The following is a 14,969-nucleotide window of genomic DNA, read 5'->3' on the forward strand; positions in this document are numbered from 1 at the left end:
ATTAGATAATTTGTCAATTTGACAATTAGACAATTTGTCGATTAGATGATTAAGAAAAGTTTTTAATTGTTAATATATTTTCTATGAGAGTTAGGGGCTGGACTCCTAACTCTCTATTAATTAAAGGCTTGTAAAACAAAAAGCGTATGGAGAAGAAACAAGAAGTAGTGGTGCTACGCCAATCGGAGAACGCGACACAAGTAATGATAAAAAACCCCAGTGAAAAACTATTAGCTTTTATGGAACAAATAGCTGAAAGGTCTAAAAAGCTAAAGGAGGAAATTATGCAAATGGAATTTAAAGAATACAAAAGAATCTTAGTAAAGAATTAGAAGAATATCAAAAATGAAAAAACAACACTTACTTATAGCGGTTTGTTGGGTATTAACCACGATTATCGGAAGGGCACAAAGTCCGCTGGTGATAACTAACAAAGCTAAAGAACAAGAACAATGGGTGGAAAACACTTATAAACAAATGACTTTAGATGAAAAAATAGGTCAGTTGTTTATGGTATCGCTGTTTTCGAGCCATATCGGTACTAAAAGAGCTGAAGAAGTAAAAGATTGGATTAAAAAATATTATATAGGTGGTATCATTTTCTCGAAAGGAGGTCCCAAAAGACAGGTGAAACTCACTAATGAGTATCAACCTCTCTCTAAAATTCCTCTTTTTATGGCTATGGATGCCGAATGGGGTCTGGCTATGCGCCTAGACTCTACTTTTGCCTACCCTTGGAATATGACAATGGGGGCAGTAAAAGACAATAGCCTAATAGAACGCGCGGGCAAGCGCATCGGGCAGCACTGCAAACAAATAGGTATGCAGTTTAACTTTGCCCCTGATATTGACATCAATACTAATCCGGCGAACCCCATTATAGGTAATCGTTCGTTTGGGGAAGACAAAGAGAATGTAGCCCAAAAAGGACTTGCTTTTACCCGAGGTATGCAGTCGGTAGGCGTGTTAGGCAGTGCTAAGCACTTCCCTGGACACGGCGATACTGCCAAAGACTCGCACAAAACGCTGCCTACTATCAACTTTACCGCTAAGCGTTTAGAAGAAGTAGAACTCTATCCTTTTAGAGCCCTTTCTAAAAGCGTGGCGAGCGTAATGGTAGGTCACCTAAACGTGCCTGCCTTAGAACCTAAAAATGGGTTGCCCTCATCGCTCTCTAAAACGATTATCACCGATTTGCTCAAGAAAAAAATGGGGTATGAGGGGCTTATCTTTACCGATGCACTTGGAATGAAAGGCGTATCGGAATACCTGCCTATAGGCGAGGTAGAAGTAGAGGCTTTTTTGGCTGGAAACGATATATTACTGATGCCGAGCAATCTGCCTAAAGGCTTTGAGGCGATGAAAAAAGCGTACCAAAGCAAGCGCATCAGCGAGGAGCGTTTAGCCCACTCGGTAAAGAAAATACTAATGGCTAAATACAAAGTAGGGCTAACCACCTTCACCCCTATAGATGAGGCAACTGTGAGCAAAGAGCTACACACGACTGAAGATGACCTACTGACTGAAGCTATCTTTGAAAATGCGCTAACAGTAGCCCAAAACAAGAGTCAGATTATACCGCTAAAGCAGTTAGACAAACAGAAAATAGCTTATGTGAAATTTGGCAATGACAGCGGTTGGACCTTCTACAGCACCCTAAAGAAATACGCTGATGTAGCCCTTATAGAACCTAAAAATGAAGCGCAACTATACGAGGCTATAGAACCCTACACCACTATAATCATTGGGTTGCACAAACCAGACAAAACTCCGTGGGACGCTTATAACTTCAGTGAAAATGAACTGAAATGGTTAGAGCATATCGCTAAGAAAAAGAAGACTATACTGACTGTATTTACGCGTCCTTACGCTATGCTAAACGTAAAGCACATACACCCATTGGAGGGTATTGTATTTGCGTATCAGAACCATAAAGTAGCCCAAGAAAAAGCGGCTCAGTTGCTCTTTGGGGCGATAGAAGGGAAAGGCGTGCTACCTGTGTCTGCCCACCCTGACCTGCCGGTAGGCACCTCGGTAGAAACCCCTAAAATAGGGCGTTTAGCCTACGGACTGCCTGAGAGTGTGGGACTTAGTTCGGACAAGCTCAAGACCATAGACAGCATAGCCCAAGAGGCCATTGACCAAAAGATGACCCCCGGTATGCAGATATTGGTAGCCAAAAAAGGGAAGGTAGTCTATCGGAAAAACTTCGGTACCTTAGACTACAACCCTGCACATAAAGTAAATGACCATACGATATACGACCTTGCTTCGCTGACGAAAATACTGGCTACCCTGCCCGAACTGATGCGGCTGTACACCAAAGGGAATTTTAAGCCTAATGACACTTTTGAGGATTTGCTGCCGAGGCTAAAAGATACTAACAAGGGAGGAATGACAATGAAGGAGGTGCTCTCGCATTACGCACAGTTTCAGTCGTGGATACCGTTTTTCAACCAAACCCTCGACAAGAACAAAAAGCCATTGCCAGAATTTTATAGTACTACCGCCAGCGATTCCTTCCCTACCCAAGTAGCGAAGGATTTGTATTTAAGAGAAGGGTTTACGGATAGTATTTACAAGCGTATAGACGACAGCAATCTGATAAAAGATAAGAAATATCTGTACAGCGACCTGCCATACTACTATTTTAAACTTTTTATAGAGAAGAAAACTAAAAAGCCCCTGCAAGAGGCGATACAAAAGCATTTTTACCGAGAATTGGGGGCTTATCAGCTGACTTACCTACCTTTGGAGCGCTTCCCGATAACAAATATAGCTCCTGCTGAAGATGAAAAGACTTTTAGAGGGCAGGAGTTACGCGGCTATGTGCACGACCAAGGAGCTGCCTTGCTCGGCGGTGTAGGTGGACACGCGGGACTCTTTGGCACTGCTGACGATGTGGCTAAGATGATGCAAATGTACCTACAAAAAGGGTATTATGGCGGCACGTGGTATTTGCAACCGCAAGCTATACAGCTATTTAACACTTGTAACTATTGCACGGAAGGGAACAGACGCGGCTTAGGTTTTGACAAACCTCAATTAGGCAAGGCTGGGCCTACCTGCGGCTGTGTGCCAATGGAAAGCTTTGGACATACAGGTTTTACGGGTACCTTTGCTTGGGCAGACCCTATAAACGAAATAGTAGTGGTCTTCCTCTCTAACCGGACTTACCCTTCGGCTGAAAACAAATTGCTGATAAACAAATTGATAAGACAGCGAGTACAAGAAGTGGTGTATAAAGCTGGGCTTTAGTTGCTAGTCGCTAGTCGTTAGTGGTTAGTCGCTAGTCGTTAGAAAGCGACTAAAGACTAATAACTAACGACTAACTAATATAAATCAAAAAATATTTGGAAAGTAATAAAAAGATTTTGTATATTTGCGGCGTTAAATTTTAATAAAAAAATTAGTATATATGGAATCTTGGATTATTGCCATCTTTTTTATTGGTTATTTTTGTATTACTACTGAACATCAGATTAGAGTAGACAAAACAATTTCGGCTTTGGCTATGGCCGTGATATGCTGGACGATACTAAAAGTATCAAACATTGATGTAATGCATATTATGAATGGCGAGCTCTTCCCTGTAAGTAGTACACCCGAAGGTAACGCCACTGCTATAGATGCTGCTCTACAACACAACTTGGCTGAAACAGCCGAAATCCTTTTCTTCTTAATTGGCGCGATGACCATCGTAGAGGTGATTGATATGCACCGCGGTTTTGAAATTATCAAACGTATTATCCGCACTAAAAGCAAGGTAAAACTGCTGTGGATTATCGGTGTTATCGCATTCTTCTTATCAGCTATCATTGATAACCTTACTACTACTATTATCCTTATAACTATCGTACGCAAACTTATCCCTGACCAAAAAGAGCGCATTTGGTATGCATCGCTTATCGTAATTGCGGCTAATGCGGGAGGTGCGTGGTCGCCTATTGGAGACGTAACTACGACTATGCTATGGGTGAAAAACAAAGTAAGTGCCGCTAAATTAGTAGAATATGTACTTATCCCTTCAACTATATGCTTAGTGGTACCGCTACTTATCGCTTCTTTCTTGCCTGTATTTAGAGGTCAATTAAATGCTGGCAACGACCAAGAAGGTATAACCTATAAAAGCAGTACTCCTGTTTTAGTGATAGGTATTATCGCTATTATCTTTGTGCCTATCTTCAAATCGATTACTCACCTTCCTCCTTATATGGGTATGCTTTTCGCTTTGGCTACTATGTGGTTTGTAGGTGAAAAACTTAAACCTAGAGAACTGAATGAAGAAGATGAAGAGAAATTTGGCATACACCGCGCCCTTAGCCGTATAGAGTTTTCGAGTATCTTATTCTTCTTAGGAATACTATTGGCTGTTGCCTCACTACAAACTATCGGTACGCTATTTAACTTTGCACAAAACCTTAATAGTGCTATCCCAAGCAAAAACATAGTAGTACTTCTGTTAGGATTTGCTTCGGCAGTGATTGACAACGTACCATTGGTGGCGGCAAGTATGGGTATGTTCCAAGAAGGATTGGACAACGGTATTTGGCACTTTATTGCTTACTCAGCTGGAACAGGAGGTAGCTTGCTGATTATCGGTTCGGCAGCAGGTGTAGTAGCAATGGGTATGGAAAAAATCAGTTTCTTCTGGTACGCTAAAAATATCCTTTGGATGGCATTATTAGGCTTTGTATTAGGTTACCTAACCTTAGTAGCCTTTGAAGCAATGCACGTGTTTGGATAAAAGACGAGAGACAAGAGACAAATAAAAAAAGTCGGTTAAGTTATGAGCTTAACCGACTTTTTATTTGTTATTGTTAGTATTAGTTTACTTTTACTAATTCGACATCGAAGATAAGAGGAGCGTGAGGAGGAATAACTCCGCCAGCACCAGAAGCCCCGTAAGCAAGCTCTGAAGGAATAACTAAGCGCGCTTTGTCGCCCTCGTGAAGGAGAAGGATACCTTCGTCCCAGCCCTCAATTACTTGTCCCACGCCCACTGTAAAACTAAGTGGCTGTTGGCGACGGTAAGAGCTATCGAAGACCGTTTTATCGAGTAGCATACCGGTATAGTGCACTGCTACCTTTTGTCCGGCTTGCGCTTTTTTGCCGTTGCCGTGTTGTGTGATTTGATAGTACAAACCGCTTTCGGTCTTATCGAATCCTGCTGTTTCTTTAGCGAAAGCCTCTTCGTTTTGGCGTTTTTGCTCTGCAAGGCGCGCTGCTTTTGTTTCTTCTAACGATTGGAAAGCACGAACGGCATCCCACTGTTGTGCCTCCTCGCCTACTCTGATGATTTCTATTTTTTCGATAGTATCGCCCTGTGCTACGGCATCGACTACTGATTGTCCTTCTATCACTTCACCAAAAACTGTATGCTTGCCGTCGAGCCAAGGCGTAGGTACGTGAGTGATAAAAAACTGACTGCCATTGGTACCAGGCCCTGCATTCGCCATTGAAATTACCCCTGGTTTATTGTGCTTAAGTTCAGGGTGAAACTCATCATCGAAGCGATAGCCAGGTTCGCCTGTGCCTGTGCCAAGAGGGCAACCCCCTTGAATCATAAAGTTAGGAATGACACGGTGAAAGGTAAGTCCGTCATAATAAGGTACTCCGAGTGGTTTTTGGCTGTTTTTCATCTTACCTTCAGCCAAGGCTACGAAGTTGCCCACCGTAGCAGGTGTTTTATCATACGTAAGGCGTAGTAAAATAACCCCTTTAGGAGTTGTTATTTTAGCATAAATTCCGTTTTGCATTTTGTTTTGAGTTAAAATTAAAGTGCAAAGATAATAATTATTAATTTATTAATTGCTAATTATCAATTGTTTTGTATCTTTGCACCCTAAAACTATTTATAAGAAATGTTGAGACTCAGAATCTTTTTAGTATGTTTGTTCATCGGGGTAGCAAGCCTTAACGCACAAGTAGGCAATACTAACAATGTAGATGTTACATCGGTGAATGTAGACAACCTGACTGATACCCAGCTACAAACTGCTTGGGCTCGCGCACAAGCACAAGGGTATAGCATTGACCAATTTGTGGCTATGGCACGTGCACGTGGTATGCAAGAAGCTCAAGCTATGAAGCTAAGACAACGCCTTATGCAGTTAGGTAGTGCTACCAAAAGCACCACTAAGGGAACTAGCAACACAGACAAAATGCGCAAACCTGCAGATGAAGAGGATATCTTCGGCTACAGCGGGAATGAACCTAAAGACAAAGCTCCTCAACCTGAGAAAAAGAATGAGATATTCGGGATGGATTTCTTCAAAAATCCGAAGATTTCATTTACTCCTAACCTGAATATGGCTACCCCTGAAAATTATCAAGTAGGCCCTGGTGACGAACTATTAGTAGAAGTATGGGGCGCTACTGAAGGGAATTTCAAACAAAAAGTAGATGCTGAAGGTAATATATTCTTAAACGGAGTAGGACGCATACACGTAGCAGGTCTCTCTTTTTCGGAAGTGAAAGCTAAAATAAATTCTTTCTTAAAGCGTATCTATTCGGGTATTTCTGCCCCTGATGGTAGTTATGCTAAAATATACACAGGAGTAACTATCACTCAAGTACGCACTGTGAAAGTGAATATTATAGGAGAAGTAATGGTACCAGGTACCTACTCGCTCAGTTCGCTCTCTACTGTACTTAACGCTCTCTACGCTTGTGGAGGCCCTTCAGAAAGTGGGTCATTTAGGGAAATTAGTTTAGTGCGTGGAGGTAAGAAAATAGCTAACTTTGATATTTATGATTTTCTTATCAATGGCTCTGAAAAAGGCAATTTAGGCTTGCAAGACCAAGACGTAATTATTGTACCCCCCTACAAAAACCGCGTATGGGTAGAAGGACAAGTGAAACGTAAAGGTTTTTACGAAATGTTAAACTCTGAGACTTTGGCTAATTTAGTGAGTTTCTTTGGAGGTTTTACCTCTGATGCTTTTACTAATACCTTAGTGCTTGAACGCATCAAAGAGGCTAAACGTGAGGTGAAAGAGATAAATTTTAGCGAAATATCGAAGCTGAAAATGCAAAACGGCGACCGGTTAAAAGTACACGCTATTACAAATGAATACCAAAACCGTCTAAGTATAGGAGGAGCTGTATATCAGCCTGGTGTGTACGAATACAAAGAAGGTATGACTGCCCTTGACCTGCTAAATCGTGCTAATGGGGTAAAAAAAGATGCTTCATTAAATAGAGGACTTATCTTTCGCACAGAGAACCGCGTAGATTATCAAACACTAAGCTTCTCAGTAAAAGATTTGATTGAAAACAAACATAATATTACGCTGAAAGACAACGATAGCCTGTATATATTCTACAAAGATTCGTTGCAATTTAAACGATTTGTAAAAGTAGAAGGGGCTGTAAACAAACCTCGAGAGCTGTCTTATATGGAAAATATGACAGTAGAAGACGCGATTTCGCTAGCTGGAGGTCTTTCTAATGGGGCTGACCCTTCAGTAATAGAAGTTTTTAGAGAAACAAATGATGGTAACTTTGAAAAACTAAGTCAAGCGTTTAAAGTTTCGTCTAACAATGAACTAAAATCTGAAGGAGAAGCAATGGTACTGCAACCTAACGATGTAGTATCTGTACGATATATCAAAGGTTTTACGCCCTTACAAACGGTATCAGTAATGGGTGAAGTACTATACCCAGGTGTATACAGCATTCAGTCTAAAAATGAACACATTTCGGATTTATTAGAGCGTGTAGGAGGATTTACACCTTTTGCCTATAAAGAAGGGGCTACCCTTGTGCGTAAAAAGACAGAAGAAGGAGAAATTCAACAAGAAGATTTCTTAGATGAGCTCATCTCTCAAGAAAGTACGAGTACTGAGAGTTCTAAGTCACTTAAAAAAGTAGCTAAGAAGACAAATGAATACCGTATAGGTATAGACGTAAGCAAAATACTAAAACACAAACACAGCAAATACGATCTATTACTCAACGAAGGCGATATGTTGCTTATACCTTCAGAGAAACAAACGGTAGAAATACGGGGTGAAGTATTAGCTCCGTCAATGGTACGCTTCCAGAAAGGACAGTCACTGCGCCAGTACATAGACCAAGCAGGAGGATTTTCTAATAGAGCTAAAAAGCGCTCAATATACGTACTATATGCTAATGGAAGTATCAAGTCTACACGCACCTCTCTTTTCTTTAAAAACTACCCTGAATTAGCTCCTGGAGCTATTATCATCGTGCCGTCAAAACCAGAAAAGAAAGAAATGAGCACCGGAGAAACCATAGGTATCATCTCGGCAATTACCACTATGGGAGTTCTAATTTATAATGTAATTACAAAATAATATATGGAAAACAATACTACCATAAAAGAAGACGAAATTGATTTAATAGCCCTCATACACAAAGTATGGAAGTCGCGAAAATCAATAGCTTTATTTACACTGATATTTCTAGTCATAGGAGTATTAGCAGCTATGTTTGCTTCTAAAGAATATACTGCTTCTACTATTATGATACCCCAAACCTCTGACAATAAAGCTGGTGGAGGACTTAGCGGGTTGGCTGCTATGGCAGGTATCAGCTTAGGAGGAGGAAGTAGCGATGCTCTACCGCTAACTACCTATACTAAAATCATTGAGAGCATTCCTTTTAAGAAGAAATTAATACAGACCCCTCTTACCTTTAAAGACCTTCCCAAAAATATTACTTATGAGGAATATATGAAGAAGTATACAAAACCTAGTCTTTTAGGTCGTATGATGGGCATATTCAAAAGTAGTACACCACCAGCAGAACCCCAAATGAGCGATAGTCTAACTGTGACTTCTATTAGTGATGAAGAGAGAGGCATACTAAATAGTATTGACAATAATATCAAGTTAAACCTTAATGAAAAAGAAGGGTATATTACTCTTTCGTATATTATGCCTGAAGCGGTACCTGCTGCCCAAATGCTGCAAAGTGCCCAAAAACTACTACAAGAGACTGTTACTGAATTTAAGCTACAAAAAGCTAAAGAAGAATATGACTTTGTACAAAAACGCTGTACTGAAGCCGAACAAGACTTCAAAGCTAAACAGTATGCAGTAGCTCAGTTTCAAGATCGCAACCGCGACCTATTTAGCAACTTACCCCAAACCCGTTTGCAACAATTACAAGCTGAATATAATCTCGCGGCTAATGTATATACCGAGTTAGCTAAACAATTAGAAGCTAAACGTATCAAGCTAAAAGAAGATCAGCCTATTTTCACTATCATTGAGCCAGTAAGTGTTCCAAATGAGCGATCTAAGCCTAAACGTATGATGATTATAGCTATCTGGACATTCGTAGGTTTGGTAATAGGTATTGGTAATGTCTTCTTAAAAGATTTTAGAAAACAACTAAAAGAAGCAGCTTAATGACACACATTATCTTTGATATGGACGGGGTGCTCTTAGATAGTGAGCCTATGCACCAACAGGTGATTTATGAAGTATTTCAGCTTAAAAATATCCCTTTGGATAGAGCTTATATACAGACCCTCACAGGTATGTCGGCTTTTCCTATGTGGCAAAAGATAAAACACGATGCTCAGAGAGTCGAAACCATCGAAGAATTAGTACAGTTTCATAAAGATTATTTCTTTCAGAAGCTACCTGAGTTACACGTAGCTCCAGTACCTCACGTCAAAGATGTATTAGCTCAGTTTAAGTCAGAGGGGAAACACCTGTCATTAGCTTCTTCTTCTGGTAGAAAACTTATAGAGATTTTCACTGAGCAGGTAGGTATTAAACACTATTTTGAAGTGATTATGAGTGGTGATGATGTGAAGTACAGCAAACCTAATCCCGAGATATTTCTAAAAGTAGCTGAATGGTATGCCCTACCCCCTACGCAATTTACAGTAATAGAAGATAGCACCAATGGTGTAAAGGCTGCTAAAAGTGCTGGTATGCATTGCATAGGCTTCCAAAATCCTCTCTCTGGAGGTCAAAACTTACAAGAAGCTGACCGTATAATCCACTCGATGAATGAACTTTTAACCCGATAATGACTCAAGAAATACAAATTATAGAATGCGCTTTTACAGCCAATAAAGATTACCTACAATCTTTGTTGGCTGTTGGCTTTTATGCCATTGCCGTACAAGAAGACATCCAACAAATAAGTAATCAATTAGACTTCAGCAATACTCAAACTAAAATAATCAGACTGAAGGAGGACGATGAGATAGCTATTAAAAAACTATACACCGAAAAGGATTGGCACTCTTCTCTACAAACAGACTACGAGGCTGGAAAACGACAGTTCTATAGTGCTATTAGGGGTATAGGCGGCTACTTACCTACCGAAAAACTCCTTACCTATTGCCAAGCCAAGCACCTCTTCACAGGGGTTAATCTTTTAGCTTTTGAGAGTGCTTACAACGTAGCCTTAGCACTATCTCGCTAAGATTTCTTCCGTAGCAAAGCTACCCCTATTGCACAATCTAAGCAACGCTTGCCTTTGCAATATTGCTTGTGTTGCTGCAACAATACCTGCGAATCAAAAGCCGTCTCTACCTTGGCGCCTAAGTGCTGAAAGGCATCTACCACTCCGTTGCTCTCTGCAGGTAGTCCCTTAATAGTTTTTATCAATGTTTCTGTTATGTCTTTACCCAAGGTCTTATAATAGAAATACTGAATAGGTATCACTACATTTATCAGCAGCAATTGTAGCAAAGTAGCACTTATAGGCTTCTTCACCTTAGGCGATACCTTATGAAAAGTGTAATGCGTCTCCCAAAAATCCGATACTCCTACCTTAAACAAGGCTAAAAGACTATGCCAATCTGTTATCTCTAAGATTTTAGAAAAGAGACTTTCGCGCTGCTCATACACTTGTGCCAACTGCGATAGCCGTATAGTGGGGAAACTCTGAGGGCGCAAGCCTTTGAAGTTAATTATTGCAGTGATATCTTGAAGATTGTATTTCTGCTTCAAATAAGCGTAATGCTGCTGCAAATCCTTTATATAAGTATGTTCCCCTTCTTCTGGTAGTAGATTAGCCCGCCCTAAAAACAATGCTTCTAAATGCAAAGGGTGACTACATTCCTTGCGTATAATTGAAAAATCTAACTGCCTACCTATCTCTAAAAAAGCCTCTCCATTTACAACCCCTCCAAAATACTTCAACAGAAGAAGAAATAACACTTTCTCCCAATCCCATTGGGCTTCTTGCCATACTTCTGCTATAAAAGCTGACTTTTCTTCCAATCTTTCTACAAAAAGCCGTTCATTCCAAGACAATAATGTCATCTCTGGGGTCGATTTATAGTCCTTTTCACACGGAATGAACTCATAAGGTACCCCTAATGATGTTTGATAACGACTGAGCAGCTCTGGTGCTATCACATTCTTGAGTTCTAAAGTAGGTATAGGCTGATTATTAGCGTCAAACACCTCTATATCGTGCTCCCAAACCACGTGTAGTATTACATTGCGATAGGCAGGATCTTGCTGATGTCCGTGCGCGTACCAATGCGAGGACTTCAGATGCATCTCTACATTACCCGCCCATTGTTGCCCGTCTATCAGCAACTTTGCATTGAAAAAGTCTGCTCCTGAAAGGGTATTATATTGCCCAAACGACAGTATTTCAAGCATTTCTCCTGTACTAAGCTGGCAGCTGAGAGGCACCTTTTTGTATTTCCAAAGATAATGCAAGAAATCTTCTTTCATAGCATTTTCTTTTCAAGCCAAAGAAAAAGTCGGTAGTATAACAAACTCAACAAAGCACCTATAGCCAGGCCTACCAACACATCTCCAGGGAAGTGCACCCCTAAGTAAATACGGCTATAGCTAACTACTAACGACCAGCATAGCAAAAAAGGAGTGATATACCTTAGGCGTTCTTTCAGCAGCTTACTGAAAAAGACCGCTACAGCCATTGTATTGCTAGCGTGCGCCGAGAAAAAACCATACTTACCTCCGCAAATTACCATTCGTATACGGTCTATAAGGGTCTCATCGTGGCAGGGGCGCAATCGCTGAAAGCTGTGCTTAAATATATTGGCTAATTGGTCGGTAGTAGCCACTACTAAGGCAATACACACCAATATCAGCAGTACCTTCTTCCAATGAAAATACTTACAGCACAAATACAACAGAAAAGCATAGAGCGGAATAGAGGCAAGTTCGTTGGTAATCACCAACCACACCGCATCGGCTTCTGTACTGCCCATCTGGTTCAGATAGCAAAGCCATTCTTTGTCTTTTTCAATGATATAATCTAACATCGCAATAGTTGGTTAGTAAGGTTTATTTTCGTTTTTTCTTTTTCTTGAAAGCCTGTTCAAAAGCCTCTACAGTCTTCTGCTTACGACTTTTCTTCTCGCCTTTCTTTTCACCTTTCTTCTTATCTTCTCCTCTTTTTCTGCCTTCGCCGCCTTTTTTATCACCCCGCGAACGTCCTGCCCCTTTGTCAGAAATTTCTACGTTGATAAACCTGCCGTCCATTTTAAAATCAGCAAAAGTACTCATCACCAAGTCCACTTGGTCAGCTTCGGTGTTAAAGAAAGAAAAGCTATTTTTTACATCTACTTTGAAGACATCATCTCTTCCTAAGTTGAGCGTAGCTTTCAAAAAGTCCTTAAGTGTCTTCCAATCATAACCGTCTCGCTCACCTATATTGATAAAGTAACGCACCTCACCGCTATTGCCTCCTTTCTTACTCTCTTTTGTATCTTCTACTGGCAAGACTTCGGCATTTTTATAATAATTAAAGAAGCGGGTAAACTCTACTGCAAAGATCTTTTTGATAAGCTCTTCGCGGTCTACGTGTTGCAATTCTTTGTAAATGGCAGGCAAATAATCATTTATAGCCGGATTAACCTCTACATTTTTCAGACTATTAGCCAAATGATATAGTTGTATTTCGCATATTTCGATACCCGTAGGCAAATCTTTCTGTTCAAAAGGTTGTTTGATAATCTTCTCTATCTCCTTTATCTTTCTAAGCTCGCTTTTAGGTACAATAACCATCGAAATACCCGACTTGCCTGCTCTACCCGTACGCCCACTGCGGTGGTTATAAGTCTCTATCTCGTCAGGAAGCTGGTAGTGTATCACGTGGGTAATGTCATCTACATCTATACCGCGAGCTGCCACATCAGTAGCTACTAACATCTGTATTTGGCGTGCCCTGAAGGATTTCATCACCAAATCGCGCTGATTCTGACTCAAATCGCCGTGTAAGGCTGCCGCATTATAGCCGTCTTCTATCAACTTTTCAGCTACAGCTTGCGTGTCTTTCTTAGTTCGACAGAAAACTACCGAGAAAATATCAGGATTGGCATCTGCTAATCGCTTGAGTGCCTGATATCTATGGCGACCATTTACTACGTAATACTCGTGCTGCACAGTGCTACTCGCCTGATTGCGCGTACCGACAGTTATCTCGATTGGCTTGCGCATAAACTGACGAGCTATCCGCGCAACCTCATTAGGCATCGTAGCCGAAAAAAGCCACGTACTTTTCTCTTTAGGGGTATGCGACAAAATAGCGGTTATATCCTCATAAAAGCCCATATTGAGCATCTCATCAGCCTCGTCTAACACACAGTGGTTGATATGGCTAATATCTACGAAGTTGCGGCGTATCATATCCTGCATACGTCCTGGGGTAGCAACTATTATTTGCGCCCCTTTTTTAAGGTTGCGTGCTTGTTCTTCTATACTCGCACCACCATATACCGCTACCACATTCACCTTAGGCAAATATTTAGCGTAATTTTTCAATTCTGAAGCGATTTGCAAACAAAGTTCGCGTGTAGGCGAAAGAATAAGCCCTTGTGTAAGCTTGCTATCAGTATCGATAAGCTGAAGAAGAGGGAAGCCGAAGGCAGCTGTTTTACCAGTACCTGTTTGGGCTAAAGCTACCATATCGGTATCATCTTCTAAGAGGGTAGGAATTGCTTTTTGTTGGATTTCTGAAGGAGTTTCAAAGCCCATATCTGTTATGGCTCTGAGGATAGGTTCATCAAGACCTAATTGTTCAAATAAATTCATTAATATGATGTGTCAATTAGACAACTTGCTGATTGTCTAATGGTTTTTAAGGCACAAAAGTACAACATTATTTCTAATTAGCAAATTGTTAATGAGAATTTTCTAAATAAAAAAGACTTTGCAAAGGTCGTAGCACGACAGACTACGACCTTTGCAAAGTCTTTTATTCATTTATTAATTCGCTAATTAGCTAATCACTAATTAACAAATTTGCTAATTTCTCTTCAAGTACAACCAGCCCACTTCTGTTTGCTTTTTATTAGCTTCATCGTGGTATTCGATGATGTAATAATAAGTTCCTTGTGGTAAGTTATCTGAGGCTTCTAAGGTAGCACGAGCATCCGATACTCCTTTGAACACTTTGGTTGTATTGTTATAACCACTTACTTCAAAGACTTTCACTCCCCAACGGTTGTAAATCCTTACTATATTGTTAGGATAGTTCTCTATACCTTCAATATGGAAGTGGTTATTCTTATCACCGCCTACTGATACCCCTGTGTAGATAACTAACTCATTAGTTACTCGTACACTTATAGTAGCCGTATGACAACCTGAAGCATTACACAATCTATACTCAAAGCTATCAATTCCCTTAAAGCCATTGTTTGGCGTATAGGTTATAGTACCATCTCCATTGTCTACAGCTGTTCCGTTAGCTGGTTGTGATGGGATACTTACCGTTACAGTAGTACTGCTAGTTACCCCTATATTTACAGGAGTATTTACTCTTGTATGAGCTGTTACATTAGTAGCTGATGGTACTACTGTCGGAGTTACATTACCTACTACTACTGTAGTTACTCCTGTAGTGCAGTTAGTAGGAGTAGCGGTTGTACATACTGTATAGCTGATAGTATACACACCACTTGGCGTTGTCGGTGGTACTGTTACTATACCTGTCGATGGATTAAGCGTTGGCACTGGGGCTCCTGGTGTTTGTGGCGTTGGGTTCGTTAC

Annotated in this window: 12 protein-coding genes; 7 read left to right on the forward strand and 5 right to left on the reverse strand. The window is 40.6% G+C overall.

What is annotated here, in order from left to right; translation table 11 throughout:
• The first annotated feature begins 146 nt into the window (after positions 1-146).
• The 3 genes from C8P65_RS04500 to nhaD all read left to right on the forward strand — a co-directional run bounded on the left by C8P65_RS04500 (position 147) and on the right by nhaD (position 4,747).
• Positions 147-332 (forward strand): hypothetical protein, encoded by a 186-nt coding sequence (locus C8P65_RS04500; protein WP_107781677.1) that lies wholly within the window; start codon positions 147-149, stop codon positions 330-332.
• Positions 333-345: 13 nt separating this feature from the next.
• Positions 346-3,258, forward strand: a complete 2,913-nt coding sequence (locus C8P65_RS04505) for a serine hydrolase domain-containing protein (RefSeq protein WP_107781679.1) — start codon at positions 346-348, stop codon at positions 3,256-3,258.
• A 160-nt stretch (positions 3,259-3,418) separates the two neighbouring features.
• The gene (gene nhaD, locus C8P65_RS04510) at positions 3,419-4,747 is read left to right on the forward strand and encodes a sodium:proton antiporter NhaD (protein WP_107781681.1); all 1,329 of its coding nucleotides are present in this window, start codon (positions 3,419-3,421) and stop codon (positions 4,745-4,747) included.
• Between the two features lie 79 nt (positions 4,748-4,826).
• Here the strand turns inward: nhaD and C8P65_RS04515 are convergent, their stop codons facing one another.
• The gene (locus C8P65_RS04515; RefSeq protein WP_009389270.1) at positions 4,827-5,759 is read right to left on the reverse strand and encodes a peptidylprolyl isomerase; all 933 of its coding nucleotides are present in this window, start codon (positions 5,757-5,759) and stop codon (positions 4,827-4,829) included.
• 105 nt (positions 5,760-5,864) lie between these two features.
• Here C8P65_RS04515 and C8P65_RS04520 point away from each other — a divergent pair, with 105 nt between their 5' ends.
• From C8P65_RS04520 to C8P65_RS04535, 4 genes are read left to right on the forward strand one after another with little or no spacing between them, the layout of a single operon-like run.
• A complete protein-coding gene (locus C8P65_RS04520; RefSeq protein WP_107781683.1) occupies positions 5,865-8,321 on the forward strand; it encodes an SLBB domain-containing protein in 2,457 nt (818 codons plus the stop codon).
• Between the two features lie 3 nt (positions 8,322-8,324).
• Positions 8,325-9,380 carry a Wzz/FepE/Etk N-terminal domain-containing protein gene (locus tag C8P65_RS04525; RefSeq protein WP_107781685.1) on the forward strand — a complete coding sequence of 352 codons (1,056 nt, stop codon included), beginning with the start codon at positions 8,325-8,327 and terminating at the stop codon, positions 9,378-9,380.
• Entirely contained in the window at positions 9,380-10,012 is a 633-nt protein-coding gene (locus C8P65_RS04530; protein WP_107781687.1) for an HAD family hydrolase, read from the forward strand. The genes C8P65_RS04525 and C8P65_RS04530 overlap by 1 nt, the downstream gene beginning before the upstream one ends.
• The gene (locus C8P65_RS04535) at positions 10,009-10,413 is read left to right on the forward strand and encodes a pyruvate carboxyltransferase (RefSeq protein WP_425430559.1); all 405 of its coding nucleotides are present in this window, start codon (positions 10,009-10,011) and stop codon (positions 10,411-10,413) included. Before C8P65_RS04530 ends, C8P65_RS04535 begins: the two co-directional genes overlap by 4 nt.
• On the opposite strand, the gene C8P65_RS04540 is transcribed toward C8P65_RS04535, so the two are convergent.
• The 4 genes from C8P65_RS04540 to C8P65_RS04555 form a co-directional block, all read right to left on the reverse strand.
• Positions 10,410-11,681 carry a DUF2851 family protein gene (locus C8P65_RS04540; protein WP_107781691.1) on the reverse strand — a complete coding sequence of 424 codons (1,272 nt, stop codon included), beginning with the start codon at positions 11,679-11,681 and terminating at the stop codon, positions 10,410-10,412. The two genes, C8P65_RS04535 and C8P65_RS04540, sit on opposite strands and share 4 nt — an antisense overlap.
• The gene (locus C8P65_RS04545; RefSeq protein WP_107781693.1) at positions 11,678-12,238 is read right to left on the reverse strand and encodes a phosphatase PAP2 family protein; all 561 of its coding nucleotides are present in this window, start codon (positions 12,236-12,238) and stop codon (positions 11,678-11,680) included. The genes C8P65_RS04540 and C8P65_RS04545 overlap by 4 nt, the downstream gene beginning before the upstream one ends.
• A gap of 22 nt (positions 12,239-12,260) precedes the next feature.
• A complete protein-coding gene (locus C8P65_RS04550; protein ID WP_107781695.1) occupies positions 12,261-14,009 on the reverse strand; it encodes a DEAD/DEAH box helicase in 1,749 nt (582 codons plus the stop codon).
• A gap of 213 nt (positions 14,010-14,222) precedes the next feature.
• Positions 14,223-14,969, reverse strand: a 747-nt coding sequence (locus C8P65_RS04555; RefSeq protein ID WP_170069077.1) for a T9SS type B sorting domain-containing protein, incomplete at its 5' end; no start/stop codon positions are given.

Source organism: Capnocytophaga leadbetteri, assembly GCF_003054025.1.
Taxonomy (GTDB): Bacteria; Bacteroidota; Bacteroidia; order Flavobacteriales; family Flavobacteriaceae; genus Capnocytophaga; species Capnocytophaga leadbetteri.

What these genes read in the sequence shown, in the direction of transcription:
- C8P65_RS04520 (WP_107781683.1), top strand. Translation starts at nt 5,865, where the DNA reads ATGTTGAGACTCAGAATCTTTTTAGTATGTTTGTTCATCGGGGTAGCA.
- nhaD (WP_107781681.1), top strand. Translation starts at nt 3,419, where the DNA reads ATGGAATCTTGGATTATTGCCATCTTTTTTATTGGTTATTTTTGTATT.
- C8P65_RS04525 (WP_107781685.1), top strand. Translation starts at nt 8,325, where the DNA reads ATGGAAAACAATACTACCATAAAAGAAGACGAAATTGATTTAATAGCC.
- C8P65_RS04505 (WP_107781679.1), top strand. Translation starts at nt 346, where the DNA reads ATGAAAAAACAACACTTACTTATAGCGGTTTGTTGGGTATTAACCACG.
- C8P65_RS04515 (WP_009389270.1), bottom strand. Translation starts at nt 5,759, where the DNA reads ATGCAAAACGGAATTTATGCTAAAATAACAACTCCTAAAGGGGTTATT.
- C8P65_RS04545 (WP_107781693.1), bottom strand. Translation starts at nt 12,238, where the DNA reads ATGTTAGATTATATCATTGAAAAAGACAAAGAATGGCTTTGCTATCTG.
- C8P65_RS04550 (WP_107781695.1), bottom strand. Translation starts at nt 14,009, where the DNA reads ATGAATTTATTTGAACAATTAGGTCTTGATGAACCTATCCTCAGAGCC.
- C8P65_RS04500 (WP_107781677.1), top strand. Translation starts at nt 147, where the DNA reads ATGGAGAAGAAACAAGAAGTAGTGGTGCTACGCCAATCGGAGAACGCG.
- C8P65_RS04530 (WP_107781687.1), top strand. Translation starts at nt 9,380, where the DNA reads ATGACACACATTATCTTTGATATGGACGGGGTGCTCTTAGATAGTGAG.
- C8P65_RS04540 (WP_107781691.1), bottom strand. Translation starts at nt 11,681, where the DNA reads ATGAAAGAAGATTTCTTGCATTATCTTTGGAAATACAAAAAGGTGCCT.